Source organism: Pseudomonas sp. NFPP28 (assembly GCF_900115535.1).
GTDB lineage: Bacteria > Pseudomonadota > Gammaproteobacteria > Pseudomonadales > Pseudomonadaceae > Aquipseudomonas > Aquipseudomonas extremorientalis.
Map to the genome: position 1 here is coordinate 274,380 of NZ_FOWT01000010.1, position 17,434 is coordinate 291,813.

Annotated in this window: 15 protein-coding genes and 1 other RNA gene; 8 read left to right on the forward strand and 8 right to left on the reverse strand. The window is 57.4% G+C overall.

The annotated features are described in order from the left end of the window. The first annotated feature begins 16 nt into the window (after positions 1-16). The 4 genes from BM110_RS25350 to BM110_RS25365 are packed head-to-tail and all read left to right on the forward strand — an operon-like array spanning position 17 to position 5,988. Positions 17-1,597, forward strand: coding sequence for a type I restriction-modification system subunit M (locus tag BM110_RS25350; RefSeq protein ID WP_093514382.1), 1,581 nt, complete (start codon positions 17-19; stop codon positions 1,595-1,597). Beyond that, on the forward strand, positions 1,594-1,797 hold the full coding sequence (locus tag BM110_RS29645) for a virulence RhuM family protein (protein WP_093514383.1): 204 nt from the start codon (positions 1,594-1,596) through the stop codon (positions 1,795-1,797). Before BM110_RS25350 ends, BM110_RS29645 begins: the two co-directional genes overlap by 4 nt. After that, positions 1,784-2,953, forward strand: a complete 1,170-nt coding sequence (locus tag BM110_RS25360) for a restriction endonuclease subunit S (protein WP_093514384.1) — start codon at positions 1,784-1,786, stop codon at positions 2,951-2,953. Before BM110_RS29645 ends, BM110_RS25360 begins: the two co-directional genes overlap by 14 nt. Then, positions 2,950-5,988: a type I restriction endonuclease subunit R gene (locus BM110_RS25365; protein ID WP_093514385.1), complete on the forward strand. Its 3,039-nt coding sequence runs from the start codon at positions 2,950-2,952 to the stop codon at positions 5,986-5,988. Before BM110_RS25360 ends, BM110_RS25365 begins: the two co-directional genes overlap by 4 nt. A gap of 174 nt (positions 5,989-6,162) precedes the next feature. Here BM110_RS25365 and BM110_RS29450 read toward each other — a convergent pair whose 3' ends face one another. From BM110_RS29450 to BM110_RS25390, 5 genes are all read right to left on the reverse strand, one after another. Further along, a complete protein-coding gene (locus BM110_RS29450; protein WP_139220347.1) occupies positions 6,163-6,504 on the reverse strand; it encodes a hypothetical protein in 342 nt (113 codons plus the stop codon). Between the two features lie 122 nt (positions 6,505-6,626). Then, positions 6,627-7,023: a transfer-messenger RNA gene (gene ssrA, locus BM110_RS25375) on the reverse strand. A gap of 104 nt (positions 7,024-7,127) precedes the next feature. Continuing rightward, positions 7,128-7,406, reverse strand: a complete 279-nt coding sequence (locus BM110_RS25380; RefSeq protein WP_010206635.1) for a hypothetical protein — start codon at positions 7,404-7,406, stop codon at positions 7,128-7,130. Positions 7,407-7,543: 137 nt separating this feature from the next. Continuing rightward, complete coding sequence (locus BM110_RS25385) at positions 7,544-10,354, reverse strand: FAD-binding and (Fe-S)-binding domain-containing protein (protein WP_093514387.1); 2,811 nt, start codon at positions 10,352-10,354, stop codon at positions 7,544-7,546. A 70-nt stretch (positions 10,355-10,424) separates the two neighbouring features. Next, on the reverse strand, positions 10,425-12,119 hold the full coding sequence (locus BM110_RS25390) for a lactate permease LctP family transporter (RefSeq protein ID WP_071489983.1): 1,695 nt from the start codon (positions 12,117-12,119) through the stop codon (positions 10,425-10,427). A gap of 250 nt (positions 12,120-12,369) precedes the next feature. On the opposite strand from BM110_RS25390, the gene BM110_RS25395 reads away from it, so the two are divergent. Beyond that, positions 12,370-13,137, forward strand: a complete 768-nt coding sequence (locus BM110_RS25395; protein WP_092248351.1) for a GntR family transcriptional regulator — start codon at positions 12,370-12,372, stop codon at positions 13,135-13,137. Between the two features lie 37 nt (positions 13,138-13,174). Here the strand turns inward: BM110_RS25395 and smpB are convergent, their stop codons facing one another. Then, positions 13,175-13,657 carry an SsrA-binding protein SmpB gene (smpB, locus tag BM110_RS25400; protein WP_058427663.1) on the reverse strand — a complete coding sequence of 161 codons (483 nt, stop codon included), beginning with the start codon at positions 13,655-13,657 and terminating at the stop codon, positions 13,175-13,177. A 166-nt stretch (positions 13,658-13,823) separates the two neighbouring features. Here smpB and BM110_RS25405 point away from each other — a divergent pair, with 166 nt between their 5' ends. Then, positions 13,824-14,258, forward strand: coding sequence for a type II toxin-antitoxin system RatA family toxin (locus BM110_RS25405; protein ID WP_093125917.1), 435 nt, complete (start codon positions 13,824-13,826; stop codon positions 14,256-14,258). Beyond that, entirely contained in the window at positions 14,251-14,553 is a 303-nt protein-coding gene (locus BM110_RS25410) for an RnfH family protein (protein ID WP_093514388.1), read from the forward strand. The genes BM110_RS25405 and BM110_RS25410 overlap by 8 nt, the downstream gene beginning before the upstream one ends. A gap of 63 nt (positions 14,554-14,616) precedes the next feature. Here the strand turns inward: BM110_RS25410 and BM110_RS25415 are convergent, their stop codons facing one another. Next, entirely contained in the window at positions 14,617-15,144 is a 528-nt protein-coding gene (locus tag BM110_RS25415) for an outer membrane protein assembly factor BamE (protein WP_071489987.1), read from the reverse strand. A 98-nt stretch (positions 15,145-15,242) separates the two neighbouring features. Between BM110_RS25415 and fur the strand changes: the two genes are divergently transcribed. Further along, positions 15,243-15,647, forward strand: a complete 405-nt coding sequence (gene fur, locus BM110_RS25420; protein ID WP_003194220.1) for a ferric iron uptake transcriptional regulator — start codon at positions 15,243-15,245, stop codon at positions 15,645-15,647. An 87-nt stretch (positions 15,648-15,734) separates the two neighbouring features. Here fur and recN read toward each other — a convergent pair whose 3' ends face one another. Continuing rightward, the gene (recN, locus tag BM110_RS25425; protein WP_071489988.1) at positions 15,735-17,408 is read right to left on the reverse strand and encodes a DNA repair protein RecN; all 1,674 of its coding nucleotides are present in this window, start codon (positions 17,406-17,408) and stop codon (positions 15,735-15,737) included. Positions 17,409-17,434 lie beyond the last annotated feature (26 nt).

The following is a 17,434-nucleotide window of genomic DNA, read 5'->3' on the forward strand; positions in this document are numbered from 1 at the left end:
GAGCGACTACCTGACCATGAGCAACACCAGAGAACTTGAACGCGCCGAGCTGCACAAAACGATCTGGCGCATCGCCAACGACCTGCGTGGCAGCGTCGATGGCTGGGATTTCAAAACTTATGTGCTCGGCATGCTGTTCTACCGATTCATCTCGGAAAACCTGACCAACTACCTCAACGAGCAAGAGCATCGCGCGGGCAGCGCGGATTTTGACTACAGCGATTTGGCTGATGCTCACGCTATCGTGGGCCGATACGAAACGGTTCAGGAAAAAGGCTTCTACATTTTGCCGTCGCACCTATTCGCTAATGTGCGGCGACGCGCCCGCCATGATCCAAACCTCAACGAAACCCTGTCTCAAGTTTTCAAAGACATTGAGGCATCGGCACTGGGGGCGGGTAGCGAGGATGACTTCAAAGGGCTGTTCGATGACCTGGACGTCAACAGTAGCAAGCTCGGCCCCACCGTGGTTAAGCGCAACGAAAAGCTGGTGAAGCTGCTCGATGCCATCGGCGATCTGCCGCTCGGCAACAGCTCGGGCAATTTTTCTGATAACAGCATCGACTTGTTCGGCGACGCCTATGAATACCTGATGCAGATGTATGCCTCCACCGCTGGCAAGTCCGGTGGTGAGTTTTATACCCCGCAAGAAGTCTCCGAGCTTTTGGCCCGTATCACCGTGGTGGGCAAGACCCAGGTCAACAAGGTCTATGACCCAGCCTGCGGCTCCGGCTCGTTGTTGCTCAGCTTTTCCAAGGTGCTGGGGCATAACAAGGTGCGTCAGGGCTTTTACGGCCAGGAAATCAACCTTACGACCTACAACTTGTGCCGGATCAATATGTTCCTGCACAACGTGAACTACGAGAAGTTCAACATCGCCCATGGCGATACGCTGACCGACCCAGCGCACTGGGACGACGAGCCCTTCGAGGCCATCGTCTCAAATCCCCCATACTCAATCAAATGGGATGGCGATGCCAACCCGCTGTTGATCAACGACCCACGCTTCGCCCCCGCCGGTGTGCTCGCTCCCAAGAGCAAGGCCGACCTGGCCTTCACCCTGCACATCCTGAGCTGGCTGGCGGTCAATGGCACCGCAGCGATTGTTGAGTTCCCCGGGGTGCTTTATCGCGGCGGTGCGGAAGCCAAAATTCGCAAATACTTGATCGACAACAACTACGTCGATGCTGTCATCCAGTTGCCTCCGGATTTATTCTTTGGCACCACCATCGCTACTTGCATCGTCGTATTAAAGAAGTCGAAGCGCGACAACGCCACACTGTTCATTGATGCTTCTAGTCTGTTTGTGCGCAGTGGCAACAAGAACAAGCTGTTACCCAAGTACCAGCAAAAAATCCTCGACGCATTCTCTGGTCGAAAAAGCCTTGATCATTTCGCGCGCTTGGTCGAGAACGACGAAATTGCTGCCAACGGCTACAACATCGCCGTTTCCAGCTATGTCGAACAGGCCGACATCAGAGAAGCTGTGAACATCCGTGAACTCAATAAAAAAATTCTCTGCATTGTTGCTAGACAAGCGGAGTTGAGAGGGCAGATAGACGCCATCGTTGAGGATCTGGAAGGAGTCCAGGCATGAACCAGGAGCCAGCGGGAGAGATCATGCCCTACCAGCGCGGCTATGCGACCACCATCGATTTTCATCTTGACGGCGAAACGGTCTGGCTGACCCAGGAAAAGATGGCCGAGCAGCCGAGCGAGGTGGAAGCGGCCTATATGGAAGCCATTAAGACGGTACAGAAGAAAATTACCGGGAAAAAAAGCCATGAGTCGCATTGAGGAGTTGATTGCGGAGCTGTGCCCTGAGGGGGTGGCATTTAAGCCGCTGGGCGAGGTTTCCGATATCAAGCGGGGGACATCAATAACTAAGTCTGCAGTAACCCCAGGCGAAATCCCAGTCATAGCAGGTGGGCGCACACCAGCTTATTTCCACAATGTGAGCAATCGCGATGGCGCGACTATTGTCATTGCAGGTTCTGGGGCATATGCCGGTTTTGTAAGTTGGTGGGATCAACCTACTTTCGTCTCAGATGCTTTTTCTATTAAGCCGCAAGATACTTTGTTGGCGAAGTACTGCTATTACTGGTTGACTAGCATTCAACAGACATTGCACGAGCTAAAAAGCGGCGGCGGCGTGCCTCATGTATACCCTCGCGATGTTTCTACCCTCCGTATCCCCGTTCCTCCCCTCGACATCCAGCGCGAAATAGTGAAAGTGCTAGACACCTTTAAAGAGCTTGAGGCTGAACTTGAGGCTGAGCTTAGGGCGGAGCTTGAGGCGCGTCGCTGGCAGTACAAGTACTACCGCGATGCCTTGTTCGCTTTTAGCGATCAAGATATTCGCTGGGCCGCGATGGCCGAGGTCGGAGAGTTCTTCCGTGGGCGCCGTTTTACCAAAGCTGACTATGCCGATGCCGGGGTTCCGTGCGTTCACTACGGCGAAATATATACACAGTACGGCACCGCCACCGAGACAACGGTTTCACATGTGCGCGCTGATTTTGCGTCGACGCTCCGTTTTGCAAAGCAGGGCGATTTGATAATTGCTGGTGTGGGCGAGACGGTTGAGGATGTTGGCAAGGCAGTGGCATGGATTGGCAGTGGTGAGGTTGCGATTCATGATGACTGCTTTGCCTTCCGTCACTCGCTGAACCCTCGGTTTGTGTCCTATTACTTCCAGACCACGGCGTTTCACACGGAGAAGAACAAGTTCGTCGCCCGTGCTAAGGTCAAGCGCTTGTCTGCAGAAAGCCTGGCCAAGCTGACCATTCCTCTTCCTTCACCCGAAGAGCAGGCCCGCATCGTAGCGATCCTCGACAAGTTCGATTCGTTGGTAAATGAAATTTTAATCGGCCTGCCCGCTGAGATCGGCGTCCGCCGCCAGCAGTACGCGCATTACCGCGACCGTTTGCTCACCTTCAAGGAAGCCACATGAGCGAAGACACCAAGCCTTATCGCTACGAGGCCATTGCACTCTCCAATGAGAGCACCGTGGTTGCAGAGTTTATGCCAGATGCACTGGGCGTGGGCGAGACCGGCTACCAGAGTGAGGCGGCGCTGGAGAAGGCTTTTATCGAGCAACTGCAGCGGCAGGCCTACGAATACCTGACGATCAGCACGGAGGCCGAGCTGATCGCCAACCTGCGTGCTCGGCTAGAGCAGCTTAACAAGACCGTGTTTTCCGATACCGAGTGGCAGCGCTTCTTTACGACCTGCGTTGCAGGCAGCAATGACGGCATTCTGGAAAAAACCGCACGTATTCAGGAAGACCACATTCAGGTCTTAAAGCGCGACGATGGCAGCAGCAAGAACATCTATCTGATCGACAAGGCTAATATCCATAACAATGTCTTGCAGGTGATCAACCAGTACGAAACGTCGGCTGGCGAGAGTGGCGGTAAGCATGCCTCTCGCTTTGATGTGACGGTGCTGGTCAACGGCCTACCGATGGTGCACGTCGAGCTTAAGCGCCGTGGCGTGGACATTCGTGAAGCCTTTAATCAGATCAATCGCTACCAGCGCGATAGCTTCTGGGCGGGCTCTGGGCTGTTCGAGTACGTGCAACTGTTCGTGATCAGTAATGGCACGCTGACCAAGTACTACAGCAACACTGTGCGCGACGGGCACTTGAAGGAGCAGTCCGGAAAACGTAGTAAAAGTAAAGCCACCAACAGCTTTTCCTTCACCAGTTGGTGGGCGGACGCGCACAACCAGCCCATCACTGAGCTTTTGGGCTTTACCAAGACCTTCTTTGCCAAGCATTCGTTGCTGAACGTACTCACCAAATACTGTGTATTCGATGTGGATCGCAAGCTGCTGGTAATGCGGCCCTATCAAATCGTGGCCGCCGAGGGCATCCTGCAGCGCATTGCCACGTCAACTAACCACAGACACTTGGGTAAGTTGGTGGCGGGTGGTTACATCTGGCACACAACGGGATCTGGTAAGACGTTGACCAGCTTTAAGGCTGCCCAACTGGCCCGTGGATTGCCGGACATCGACAAGGTGCTGTTCGTGGTGGATCGCAAGGATTTGGATTACCAGACAATGCGCGAATATGAGCGCTTCGAGAAAGGTGCGGCCAACTCCAATACCTCCACCTCAGTGCTGCAGAAGCAACTGGAAGACCCAAACGCTCGGATCATCATCACCACCATTCAGAAGCTCTCTCGTTTTGTGGCCAAGAACAAGAAGCATCTGGTGTATGACGCGCATGTGGTGGTGATTTTTGACGAGTGTCACCGCAGTCAGTTCGGCGACATGCACAGCGAAATCACCCGCGTGTTCAAGCGCTACCACCTGTTCGGCTTCACCGGTACGCCGATCTTTGCGAAGAACTCGGGAACCGGAGGCAATCCATTGCGCCGCACCACCGAGCAGGCCTTTGGCGACAAGCTGCACACCTACACAATCGTCGACGCCATCAACGACAAGAACGTGCTGCCGTTTCGCATAGACTACATCAATACCCTCAAGATGCAGGCGCGGATCAAGGACAAGCAGGTCTCAGCCATCGATACTGAACGTGCCCTGCTGGCTCCGGAACGTATCAGCCAAATCGTCGGCTATATCCGCGAGCATTTTGATCAGAAGACCAAGCGTGCCAGCACCTATCGCCATGATGGCAAGCGAGTGGCAGGGTTCAACTCGCTGTTTGCCTGTGCATCGATTGATGCGGCCAAGCGTTACTACACTGAATTCTCCGCGCAGCAGAAGGGCTTGCCTGAGGCCCAGCGGCTCAAGGTCGGCATGATCTACAGTTTTGCTGCGAATGAGGACGACGAAGACGGCTTGCTCGGCGAGGAGGAGTTCGAGGCTGAAGGGTTGGATCAAAGCTCGCGGGATTTTCTGGACAGCGCGATCAAGGATTACAACGCGCTATTTGCTACCAGCTTCGACACCTCGGCGGACAAGTTCCAGAACTACTATAAGGATCTGTCGCAACGCCTTAAGAAGCGTGAGCTGGACCTGGTCATTGTGGTCAACATGTTCCTGACCGGCTTCGACGCCACCACGCTGAACACGCTATGGGTGGACAAGAACCTCAAGGCGCACGGTTTGATTCAGGCGTATTCGCGCACCAACCGTATCCTTAACTCAGTCAAGACCTACGGTAACATCGTTTCCTTCCGCAACCTGGAGCAGGAAACCAACGATGCACTCGCCCTGTTTGGCAACAAAGACGCCAAGGGCATCGTGCTGCTGAAAGCATACGCCGAGTATTACTTTGAATACCAAGCCCGAGTCGCTGAGCTGCTCGACAAGTACCCGCTGGCAAAGGCCCTCGTCGGCGAAGCGTCGCAGAAAGCATTTATCAAACTATTTGGTTCGATCTTGCGGCTGAAAAATATTCTGACGGCGTTTGACGATTTTGCCGGGCATGAGATTCTCAGCGAGCGTCAGTTCCAAGATTATCAAAGCCTTTACCTGAACCTGTATGCCGAGTTTCGCGCTACGTCCGAGGCGGAGAAGGAGTCGATCAACGATGACGTGGTCTTCGAGATCGAGCTCATCAAGCAGGTGGAAATCAATGTTGATTACATCCTGCTGCTGGTCGAGCAGTACTTGAAGAAAAAGGGCACAGGAGACGACAAGGAAATCCGCGCCACTATCGAGCGCGCCATCAACTCCAGTCTCAGCCTACGTAATAAAAAGGATCTCATCATTCAGTTCGTGGAGTCGGTCAATACCAAGGCCAAGGTGGACGCTCAGTGGCAGAGCTTCATGGCGGCCAAAAAGACAGAGGAACTGGAGCGCATCATCACGGAAGAAAACCTCAATGCCGAGGCGGCGCGTGAGTTCATTGATAATGCTTTTCGTGACGGCGGTATCCCCACGAATGGCACTGCCATCACCAAGATCCTGCCGCCCGTATCGCGGTTCTCTCAGAACAACGGGCATGCGGCCAAGAAACAATCAGTACTTGGCAAGCTGGCTGTGTTTTTCGAGCGTTATTTCGGATTGGCTTGACGGGAAAGCATTCCAAAAAGAAAAGAGCAAACAGTCTCACGCCTTAATCAAGCCGAGCCGCGAAGTGGCTACGGTTTGAATGAGTTCTTAGGATCCGGCTTGGTCACGGCATTTGTCAGTGACTGCGGGCGTTAAGGCATTTGTCTGCTCTTTTTGCTGAAAAGCTAAGTCAACCTAGGGAGTGCCAATGGTTGTCTGGTAGGGCGGCTGCGATGGTCTTGAGCAAAAGTAATGAATCAAAAAAGAGGGAGGCACGTCAAGATCGTATCGGTACTCAATAGCTACGTTTTCTCCATTGATACGAGCGCTCGTTATTTCGCAGACGCGCGCAACCTGGGTAGGGTCTCCATCCGTCTCTGCTGCAAAGATCGCAGGCAGCGATTTCAGGCGATTGAGGTTAAGCATCCCCCCTGGTTTGAATTCAGCTTGCTGCTCAGGGGTGATGTAGATACGACCAATCGAGATCTCATCTCTACGGTCGCCCCATCCTCCGCCCATTACCAATAGATTGAACATCGATTCCATTCTCCGGCTGTTGAAGCTGTCATTAAGCTGGCATAACCGAGCCAAAACCACCCATTCAGGCACAAAAAAGGCACTCGCGATAAACGCTAAGTGCCTAATTTATATAGCTTATTTGGTGGAGCCGGGGGGATTTGAACCCCCGTCCGCCAGTACTCCGCTGTCGGTACTACATGCGTAGCCGTTTCTATTAAGTTAACCCTCAGCGACCCGAAGGGCAGGGTGCTTTGGGCGAGTTGTGTAAGTTTTAGCCGCTTCGTCCACAACGTACTGCACGGCGATTCTGTTCTATATGACAATCACTTTGGGTTTACAGACATCCCCTGGTGATTGCTGGACCCGAAGGTACCAGAAGCTCAGGGCTAAGGCTGCTTACGCAGCGAGAGCGAATTCCTGGCCGTAGTTTTCGTCATTGGCAACTATAAGAAGTTGCAACAGTGGATTTACGAGTTCTGTTACCAACTCGGCATGCACCTAAAGTTTCGCGACCGGCGTCGAATCCTAAACGGCCCCGTGCTTGTAACTCGTTGTTTCTTAGTGAGTGACAAGCCTATGCAGTGTACGCCAAACACTCACGGAAGGCCAACCCGAAGGTTGGTCTTCCGCTATGGCGCTGCCTATTGGCCGCCTTTTTCGCTGTTCTGCAGGTCTTGCAGCGCCTTCGAGGTGATCTCGATGCACTTTTTGTCATCACCCGCGGCGTGGGCCGCCTTGGCCTGGGAGACGGCGGTGTCTATCTCGCCGCTTTTACCACTGGTGTCGGTGGCGAGCAGCGCTTTACCGTTGTTGATTTTGTCCAGATTGATTTTGCACAGATCGGGCTCGCCCGCCGCGAACACGGGGGAGGCCAGCATCGCAGCGGTAATGAACAAGCCAGCAAGAGCGGAACGCTTCATAGGGTATCTCCTTGCGCAAAAGGGCTCGACGCTGCTGGCGTTCAACCGCTGCCAGCGACATCACTGATAAACCTCGCTTGGCGAGGCCTATGCAGATGACTACACCGGCGCGCAGGGGTTCTGTTTTTTTTGCAGGCTCAGTGAGCGCGGGCCTGGGTGACGCGGTCCACCAGGTAGACCAAGCCGTGATAGTCGATGCCGCCATGCTGGCTCAGGCCGATCTCACAGGTGCGGCTGGTGGAGATGCCTTCGCTGCAATATTGCACCGCATCCTTGAGGGTGCGCAGTGAGTGGGCGTTGAGTTCCGGTGTGGTGAAGCCCTTGTCGCCGGCGAACCCGCAGCAATGAATGCCTTCCGGGATCACCACGGTGTTGGAGCAGCGGCGAGCGAGGTCGATCAGGGCCTGGCTCTCGCCCAGGTGCTGGGTGCTGCAGGTGACATGCACCGCGATGGGGGCTTCCTGGGGGGTGAAGTCGAGGCGGTCCATCAGGTGCGTGCGGATAAATCGTACGGGGTCGTAAAGATCCAGGCGCGTTTCGCCCAGGTCCTGCACCAGGCGCAGGGTGCAGGGGCTGGTGTCGCAGTAGATCGGGTCGAGCCCGCCACGGCTGGCGTGGAGCAGTGCGCCGATCAGTTCCTGACGCTTGTGTTCGGCCTGTTCGGCGTAGCCTTTGGAGGCGAACGGCTGGCCGCAGCACAGGCTGTCCTGATTGTCGGGGAATACGACTTGGTAACCGGCTTTTTCCAACAGGTTGCGGGTTTTGTCGTACAGCGACATCTGCTCTTTATCGCCCGCCGCCGGGCCCATGGCGCGTGAGACGCAGGCCGCCAGGTAGACCACCCGGGGTCGCTCGTCCGTCACCGCCGGGCTGAAGCGAATGGCTTTCTCCGGCTGCGGCATGGCGTTGGTCCACTGCGGAATCTGCCCCTTGGACAGCTTGGTCACCCTGGCCGATAGCTTCGCCAGGCGCGGGGCGCCCAGCAGCATGCGTGCGCCATTGGCCACATGCAGTGTAAAACGCGCGCCTTGCAGCGCGGTGGCGAAATGCGTGGCGAGCCATTCGGCGGTTTTCGTACGGTCAGCATCGCGGCTGCGCAGTTTTTTCACCAGGTCGCCGGTATTGATTCCTACAGGGCAGCGCTGGGCGCAAAGCCCGGTGGCGGCGCAGGTGTCGATGCCCTGGTACTGATAGGCGGCTTCCAGCTCAGCGGTGTCGATACCAGCGCGTTTTTTCGCCTGGATATCGCGCCAGATCACGATGCGCTGGCGTGGGCTCAGAGTCAGGCCTTTCGACGGGCACACCGGTTCGCAGAAACCGCATTCGATGCACTTATCCACAAGCCCGTCGGCGGCGGGCAGCGGCTTGAGGTGCTTGAGGTGGATTTGCGGGTCTTCGCTGAGCACCACGTCCGGGTTGAGAATGCCGTTGGGGTCGAGCAGGCGCTTGAGTTGCCACATCAGTTGATAGGCATCGTTGCCCCATTCCAGTTCGACGAACGGGGCCATATTGCGGCCGGTGCCGTGTTCGGCTTTCAGCGAACCACCGAATTCCACCGCTACCAGTTGTGCCACGTCGTCCATGAACGCTTGGTAGCGTGTGACTTCTTCCGCGCTGTTGAAGCCTTGGGTGAACACGAAGTGCAGATTGCCTTCCAGCGCGTGTCCGAAAAGTATCGCTTCGTCGTAGTGATGTTTGTCGAACAGCTCGATCAAGCGATTCACGCCGATTGCCAGTTGTTCGACCGGGAAGGTCACGTCCTCGATGATTACCGTGGTGCCGGTTTTGCGCACGGCGCCGACGGCGGGAAAGGTGTCCTTGCGGATCGCCCACAGGCGGGCGTTTTCCACGGGGTCTTCGGTGAAATCGACCTGCTTCTCGACCGGAAACTGGGCCAGGGAAGCCATGATCAGCGCCAGTTGCTCGTGCAGTAACGACGAGGACGCTGCACGCGACTCGATCAATAGGGCGCAGGCATTTTCCGATAGGTACTGTACGAAAGCGGGCATGCCCGGCTTGTTCTGTACCGAGCGCATGCTGCGACGGTCCAGCAGCTCAACGGCCGAAACGGGTTGGGTCTTGAGGACGGTGACTGCATTGCAGCAGGTTTCGACGTCCGGAAACACAATCAACGCCGAGGCTTTGTTGGGGTGATCGATCACGGTGTCGTAGGTGACCGCGCTGATAAACCCGAGGGTCCCCTCGGAGCCCACCAGCAGATGGCTGAGGATATCGAGGGGGTCGTCGAAATCCACCAAGGCATTGAGTGACAGCCCGGTGGTATTTTTCAGACGGTATTTGTGGCGGATCTTTGCCGCCAGTTCAGTATTTGCGCGGGTCTCGCGCCCCAGTGTCGCTAGACGCTCAAGCAGCGCGCCGTGCTGTTCGCGAAACGCCGCCACGCTGGCTGCGTCTTCGGTATCCAGGCGGCTGCCGTCAGCCAATACCAGGCGTATCCCGGCCAGGGTGTGGTAGGTGTTCTGCGCCGTGCCGCAGCACATGCCGCTGGCGTTGTTGGCGACGATGCCGCCGATTTTGCAGGCGTTGATCGACGCTGGGTCCGGCCCGATCTTGCGCCCGAACGGCGCCAGCCACGCGTTGGCCTGGGCGCCGATCACGCCGGGCTGCAGGCGGATTTGTGTGCCTTGGCCGCGAATTTCGCGGCCATTCCAGTTGTCCCCCAGTACGATCAGCACCGAGTCGCTGATGGCTTGCCCGGACAGGCTGGTGCCAGCGGCACGGAAGGTGACTGGAACGTGGTCGCGTTGAGCCAGTTGCAGCAGCGCGACGACTTCGTCTTCCGACTCCACGCGGATTACCAGCTGTGGGATCAGTCGGTAAAAACTGGCGTCGGTGCCGAAGGCGAGGGTGGAAAGCGGGTCGTCGAAGCGTCGATCTTTCGGGATCAGTTGTGCGGCGTCGCGCAGGAAAGCAGCAGGCAGGCTCATCGGTCCTCCAGAAATAGCAGACGCCGGAACCGTTGTCCGGCGTCGATTCTTACCCTATTGCATGCAGGTCTCAGTGCACCAGCATACCGGTGAACCAGTAGGCCTGGGCCAGGGTGATCAGCCCGACGATGGTGGCAAAGAACAAGCTGTGCTTGAGGGTAAAGCGGAACAGGTCGGATTCCTTGCCCACCAGGCCGGTGGCGGCGCAGGCCACGGCGATGGATTGTGGCGAGATCATTTTGCCGGTGACGCCGCCGCTGGTGTTCGCGGCAACCAGCAGGGTGTCGTTCACACCGATCTGATGCGCAGTGGTGGCTTGCAGCGAGCTGAACAGGGCGTTGGACGACGTGTCGGAGCCTGTCAGGAAAACTCCCAGCCAGCCGAGGAAAGGCGAGAAGAACGGAAAGGCTGCGCCGGTGCCGGCCAGTACCAGCGCCATGGTCGATGACATGCCGGAGTAGTTGGTGACGAAGGCAAAGGCCAGCACCATGCCGATGGACAGGATCGGCCAGCGCAGTTCGTAGAAGGTCTCTTTTAAAGTGGTAAGACCAGTCTTGATGTCGATCTTCAGTACCAGCATCGAGATCAGCGCGGAGAAGAAAATCGCGGTGCCGGTCGCGGAAATCGGGTCCAGCTTGAACACGGCCGGAATCGCAGTGGGGTTGGTCACGATCGGTGCGACCTTGATCACCAGTTGATCCAGGTGCGGGATCGCAAAGTTGAACACCCAGCTGTACATCGAGCCACCGGCGGCGAACATCGCCTTGAACGGCTTGAGGGTCCAGATGGTGACCAGCACCGTGAGAATCAGGAACGGCGACCAGGCCTTGAAAATCTGCACCAGGCTGTAGGGCGAGACAGTCGTGTTGCGCGGCAGGCCGAAACCGCCCGCACTCGCGGTGACCGCAGCGCTGGATGTGGCGCCGGCTATCTGTGCGCCCGCAGTGCGCTTGGGCTGCCAGACTTTCAGGAACAGCGTCAGGGAAATCAGGCTGGCCAGGGCCGAGGTGATGTCCGGCAGTTCCGGGCCGATGAAGTTGGAGGTGAAGTACTGGGTGATGGCAAAGCTCAAACCTGCAACCAGAGCGGCCGGCCAGGTTTCACGCACGCCGCGCAAACCGTCCATCATGAACACCAGCCAGAAAGGCACGAACAGCGACAGCAGCGGCAATTGGCGGCCGGTCATGGCGCCGATCTTGAACGCATCAATGCCGGTCACTTGACCTGCCACGATGATCGGGATGCCCAGGGCGCCGAATGCGACAGGCGCGGTGTTGGCGATCAGGCACAGGCCGGCGGCGTACAGCGGGTTGAAGCCCAGGCCGACCAACAACGCTGCGGTGATCGCCACGGGGGCGCCAAAACCGGCCGCACCTTCCAGGAAGGCGCCGAAGCAGAAGCCGATCAGCAGCACTTGCAGGCGTTGGTCATCGGTAATCGACAGGACCGAACTGCGGATGATCTCGAATTGGCCGCTTTTGACCGTGAGTTTGTAGAGGAACACGGCCGCGACGATGATCCACGCGATAGGCCATAGGCCGTAGGCAAAGCCGTAACCGGCGGCGGCCAGCGCCATGTCCACCGGCATCTGGAAGGCGAAGATCGCCACCAGGATCGACAGCGCCAGGGTGATGCTGCCGGCCACATGCCCTTTGAGGCGAAACACGGCCAGGGCCAGGAAGAAGAATACGATCGGGATGACGGCCGCCAGTGCGGACAGGCCGAGGCTGCCGAGCGGGCTGTAGAGCTGTTGCCAGGTTTGCATATGGGGTGGCCCCTGATTGTTGTTGTTTGGTCAGCTTGGATAATTGGTAATACCAATTTACAATCGCTGTTGGCTAGAGTAAAAGCCTTGCCAGGGGCGTGTCAATTTGCCGCTTGCGAAACTTTGGTCGTAGGTCGGTGTGCAGGGGGGGCTGATCGGTTGAAAGGAAGGCGTTCTGATAGGTGCCGCAAGCGCTGCGATAGGCCAGAATAGAGCCCCGGCGAGTGGTCGGGATGGTGGAGAGTGAGTGATGGGGTTTGATCAGGTGCGTCAGCGCCGTTTGTCTGACGATATTGTCGAGCAGCTTGAGGGCATGATCCTCGAGGGCACGCTGAAGTCGGGCGAGCGCTTGCCGGCCGAGCGCGCTTTGGCTGAGCAGTTCGGGGTGTCGCGGCCTTCCTTGCGCGAGGCGATCCAGAAGTTGGCGGCCAAGGGGTTGCTCGTCAGCCGTCAAGGCGGTGGCAATTATGTGGCTGAGTCCCTGGGCTCCACGTTCAGTGATCCGTTGCTGCACCTGCTGGAGAACAATCCCGAGGCCCAGCGTGATCTGCTGGAGTTTCGTCAGACCCTCGAAGCGTCTTGCGCCTATTACGCCGCGCTGCGCGCCACGGAGGTTGATCGCGAGCGGCTGACGGCGGCGTTCGAGGTGCTACAGGATTGCTACACCCGCTGCGATGAAGTGAGTCGAGCGGAAGAGGGCGCGGCCGATGCACGGTTTCACTTGGCGATCGCCGAAGCCAGTCATAACGCCGTGTTGCTGCACACCATTCGCGGTCTGTTCGACCTGCTGAAACGAAATGTGGTGACCAACATTGGTGGCATGTACCAGCAGCGTACGGAAACCCGTGACATGCTGATCAGTCAGCATCGGGATTTGTACCTGGCGATTATCGAAGGTCGCGCCGAGCAGGCGCGCGAGGTTTCAACACGTCACCTGCTGTATGTGCAGGAAGTGCTGGAGGAAGTACGTCAGGAAGTTCAGCGCGTGGCGCGTGCGGAGCGGCGCAAGGGGATGTAGCCGAGGGGGGGCGCCCACGGCTGCATCGCAGCAAGGATTATTCTTCCTTGCCCTTGTTGCGCACGGCGCGATGCAGTTCGCGGTTGGAATCACGTTCGCGCTCGGAATCACGCTTGTCGTATTCCTTCTTGCCCTTGCCCAGTGCAATTTCGCACTTGACCAGGTGCTTGCTCCAATACCAGGACAGGCAGACGCAGGCATAGCCCTTCTGCTGTACAGCGGCTGCGAGCTTTTCCAGTTCGCGGGCATTGAGCAGCAGCTTGCGCGTACGCACCGGGTCGGCTATCACGTGGGTGCTCGCGGTGGTCAGCGGGGTGATATGACTGCCGAGCAGCCATGCCTCGCCATCCTTGAGCAGCACATAACTGTCGACCAGTTGCAGCTTGCTGGCACGCAGACTCTTTACTTCCCAGCCGGCCAGGACCAGACCAGCCTCGAACCGATGTTCGATGAAGTAATCGTGTCGCGCCTTTTTGTTTTGCGCGATGGTCCCTGTGGGGTGTTTCTTTTGTTTAGCCATAGGGGCGGCATTATAGGGAGTTGCGAGCGTGTCGGCTACGGTCAACCTGCGTGCTTGAGCGTGTTGGATGAATCCCGGACAATGCAGGCAGTTCTCTGGATTTTTTCTTTCGCGGATCGGGCTGTTTTTTCGCGATGTTTGCCTCAGCTGTGGAAATAACGCACACATGACGACGCACATTCAACGTTCAGCGCTGTTGCCCTATCCGGCACAGGCGCTCTATGACCTGGTCAACGACGTGGCGCGTTACCCGGAATTCCTGCCGTGGTGCTCAACGGCCGAGGTGCTGGAAGGTAGTGATGACCACATGGTCGCCAGTGTCGGGGTCGCGAAGGGTGGCCTTAGTCAGCATTTTGTTACGCGTAATGTGCTGGTGCCCGGTAAGTCCATCGAAATGAATTTGCAGGAAGGGCCGTTTACCCAACTGCATGGCGTATGGGTGTTCAAGGCGCTGACGGATAAGGCCTGCAAAATCAGCCTGGATCTTTCTTTTGACTATGCCGGGCCTATTGTGCGGGCGACGTTGGGGCCGTTGTTCAACCAGGCCGCCAATACCCTGGTGGATGCTTTTTGTCAGCGAGCCAAGCAACTGCATGGTTGAGATCGAAGTGGTGTATGCCGCCGAGGATCGCCAGGTGTTGCTGGCGGTGTCGGTGCCGGTGGGCACCCATCTGCGTGCTGCAGTGCAGGCGTCCGGTATTGCAGCGCAGTTTCCCGAGCTGGATCCAGCGAATTGCCCTTTGGGGATATTCGGCAAGGTGGTTGCGGATGCCCACGTGCGCGCAGTGCAGGCCGGTGACCGTATTGAGATTTACCGTCCGTTATTGGTGGATCCGAAAGAGGTGCGCCGGCTCCGCGCGGCCAAGGCGGCCCTGGCCAAGCAGCAGCACCCATAGGCCAGCCAAATGGCAGGCAACAAAAAGCCCGGCATGCCGGGCTTTTTGTTGAGCGCCGCACACTTACTGCGGGCTGGTGTCCAGAGGCTGCGGCGTCGGGACGGGTACTGTCTCCACCCCGTCGACGTCTTTCTGGATCTTGTCAAGCAAGGAGCCAGGCTTGGCCGGTACTTCGGACTTCGGCTTCTCGCCTTCCTGCGCAGGCGCAGTCACGTTGTTACCGTTATCCTTGCCAAGCAGGGCTTCATCACGGCTTACGCCGGGCATGAAGTCGCCGGACAGGCTGACAAGCTGGTCATTGCCATTGAAGATGACACTGACGCGCTCCTGCTGGCGTTCACCGCCACCTGGTTGCAGGCTGTAGAGATAATCCCAGCGATCGGCATGGAAAGTGTCGGTCAGCAGGGGATTACCCATGATAAACCGTACTTGCCGTCGGGTCATTCCGGGGCGTAACTGGTCTATCATGTCCTGCGTGACGACATTGCCCTGCTGGATGTCGATTTTGTAAACCCCGGGGAATGAACAACCGGCGAGTGCGAGCAGTCCCACAAAGGTGAAACTGGTTAGCAAGAGCTTGGTGTTTTGCATCGGTGGGCGACTTCCACTATCTTGGCTGGGACAACGTAAACGCCGATCATACCCGTATTAAGAGAAGCTGCGAAGCAGCATCCGCGAGAAAGCTAACCATGGTTGAAAATAGCGAACTACGCAAAGCCGGTCTCAAAGTGACTCTGCCACGAGTCAAGATTCTACAAATGCTCGATTCTGCTGAGCAGCGCCACATGAGTGCCGAGGATGTCTACAAGGCGCTGATGGAGTCTAATGAGGACGTTGGTCTGGCCACGGTTTACCGTGTGCTGACCCAGTTTGAAGCCGCTGGGCTGGTGGTTCGTCATAATTTCGACGGCGGTCATGCAGTGTTCGAATTGGCTGACGGTGGTCATCACGACCACATGGTTGACCTGGATACCAACGAGGTTATCGAGTTCACCAGCCCGGAAATCGAAGCGTTGCAGCATAAGATTGCTGAAGAGCATGGCTTCGATCTGGTTGACCATAATCTGGTCCTGTACATCCGTAAGAAAAAGTAACAAGCGCTGCAGATTTACGCTGCAAAACGATCGAAGGCGACCTCAGGGTCGCCTTCGTGCTTTCTATAAAGAAGGAATGTTGTTCGCTCAGGCCTTTGCTGCCACGACCATTTTCTTCGCGTGCGCCAACGACTCCTTGGTCAAATCAATACCGCCGAGCATGCGCGCCACTTCTTCCACACGTTCGGATTTGTTCAGCTTGGACACGGCCGTGTGCGTCGCATCACTGCCGCGTACCTTGTGCACAAACAAGTGTTGATGACCTTGGGCTGCCACTTGCGGTAAGTGGGTGACCGTCAGTACCTGGCCTCGATCCCCAAGGCGTCGCAACAGTTGGCCAACAATTTCTGCTGTCGGCCCGCCAATGCCCACGTCAACTTCGTCGAATACCAGTGTCGGTACCCGGGAGGTTTGCGCGGTAATCACCTGGATCGCCAGGCTGATCCGCGAGAGCTCGCCGCCGGATGCCACTTTTGCCAACGCCTTGAGCGGCTGCCCAGGGTTGGCGCTTACCAGTAGTTCAACCTGCTCCAGTCCGTGGGGTTGCAGCTCGTTGCTGGTGTTGGCGTGCAGTTCGATGGTGAAGCGCCCGCCCGGCATGCCCAGGCGCTGGATCTCCAGCTCCACTGCGCTGGCCAGGCCGGTCGCGGCTTGTTGGCGCAGGTCGCTCAGTTCGCGCGCCTTCTCCTGGTAATGACGAGCGAACGAGGCGAGTTCTTCGCCCAGTCGTTCGATGGACTCGTCATTCGCATTCAGGGTCTCGATTTCATCCAGCAGCTTTTGCTGCATTGTCGCCACTTCGGTGGGCTGGATTCGATGCTTGCGCGCCAGGGTATAGATGGTGTCCAGGCGTTCTTCTATTTCCTGCAGGCGTGCCGGGTCGGCATCGAAGTGATCCAGGAAGCGATTCAGTTCGCCGACCGCTTCCTCCACCTGAATCTGTGCACTGGTGAGCAGCGTCGTAGCTTCGCTCAGCGAGCCGGAGGCATTGTTCACGCTCGACAAGCGATTGAGGCTGGCAGTCAGTGCATTGAGCACGTTGCCCGAGTCGCTTTCACTGCATTGCTCAACCACCTGGCGACAAATACCCAGCAGGGTTTCTGCGTTGGTGAGGTTCTTGTGTTCCTGCTCGAGCTGCTCCAGTTCGTTCTCGCCCAGGCCCAGGCTCTCCAGTTCTTCGAGTTGATAGCTGAGCAATTGATGGCGAGCACGTTGTTCATCGCCGGAGTTGGAGAGTCGCTCCAGTTCCTGGCGAGTCTGGCGCCAGCGCTGGGCGGCCAGTTGCACCTGGCGGGCAAGGTCTGTGGCGCCGGCGTATTCATCTAGCAGGCGGCGATGGGTGTCGGTCTTCAGGAGCGACTGGTGCTCATGCTGGCTGTGGATATCGATAAGCAGCTCGCCCAGGGCTTTCAGGTCGCCCAGTGGGCAGGGCGTACCGTTGATATAGCCGCGAGAGCGACCCTCCGCCGTGATAACCCGTCGCAGGATGCACGGGCCTTCATTATCAAGGTCGCGTTCGGCCAGCCAGGTTTCGGCCTCGGGAATATCGGCCAGGTCGAAGGTGGCCAGGATATCAGCCTTGTCTGCGCCGGGGCGCACCACGCCGCTGTCGGCGCGATCACCCAGGGTGAGGCCCAGGGCATCGAGCATGATCGACTTGCCGGCGCCGGTTTCGCCTGTGATTACGCTCATCCCTCGGTCCAGTTCGAGATCCAGGTGTTCAACGATGGCGTAGTTATGTACGGACAGGTGCACGAGCATGACGGCCGCTCCCAGGCTTTAAGTCT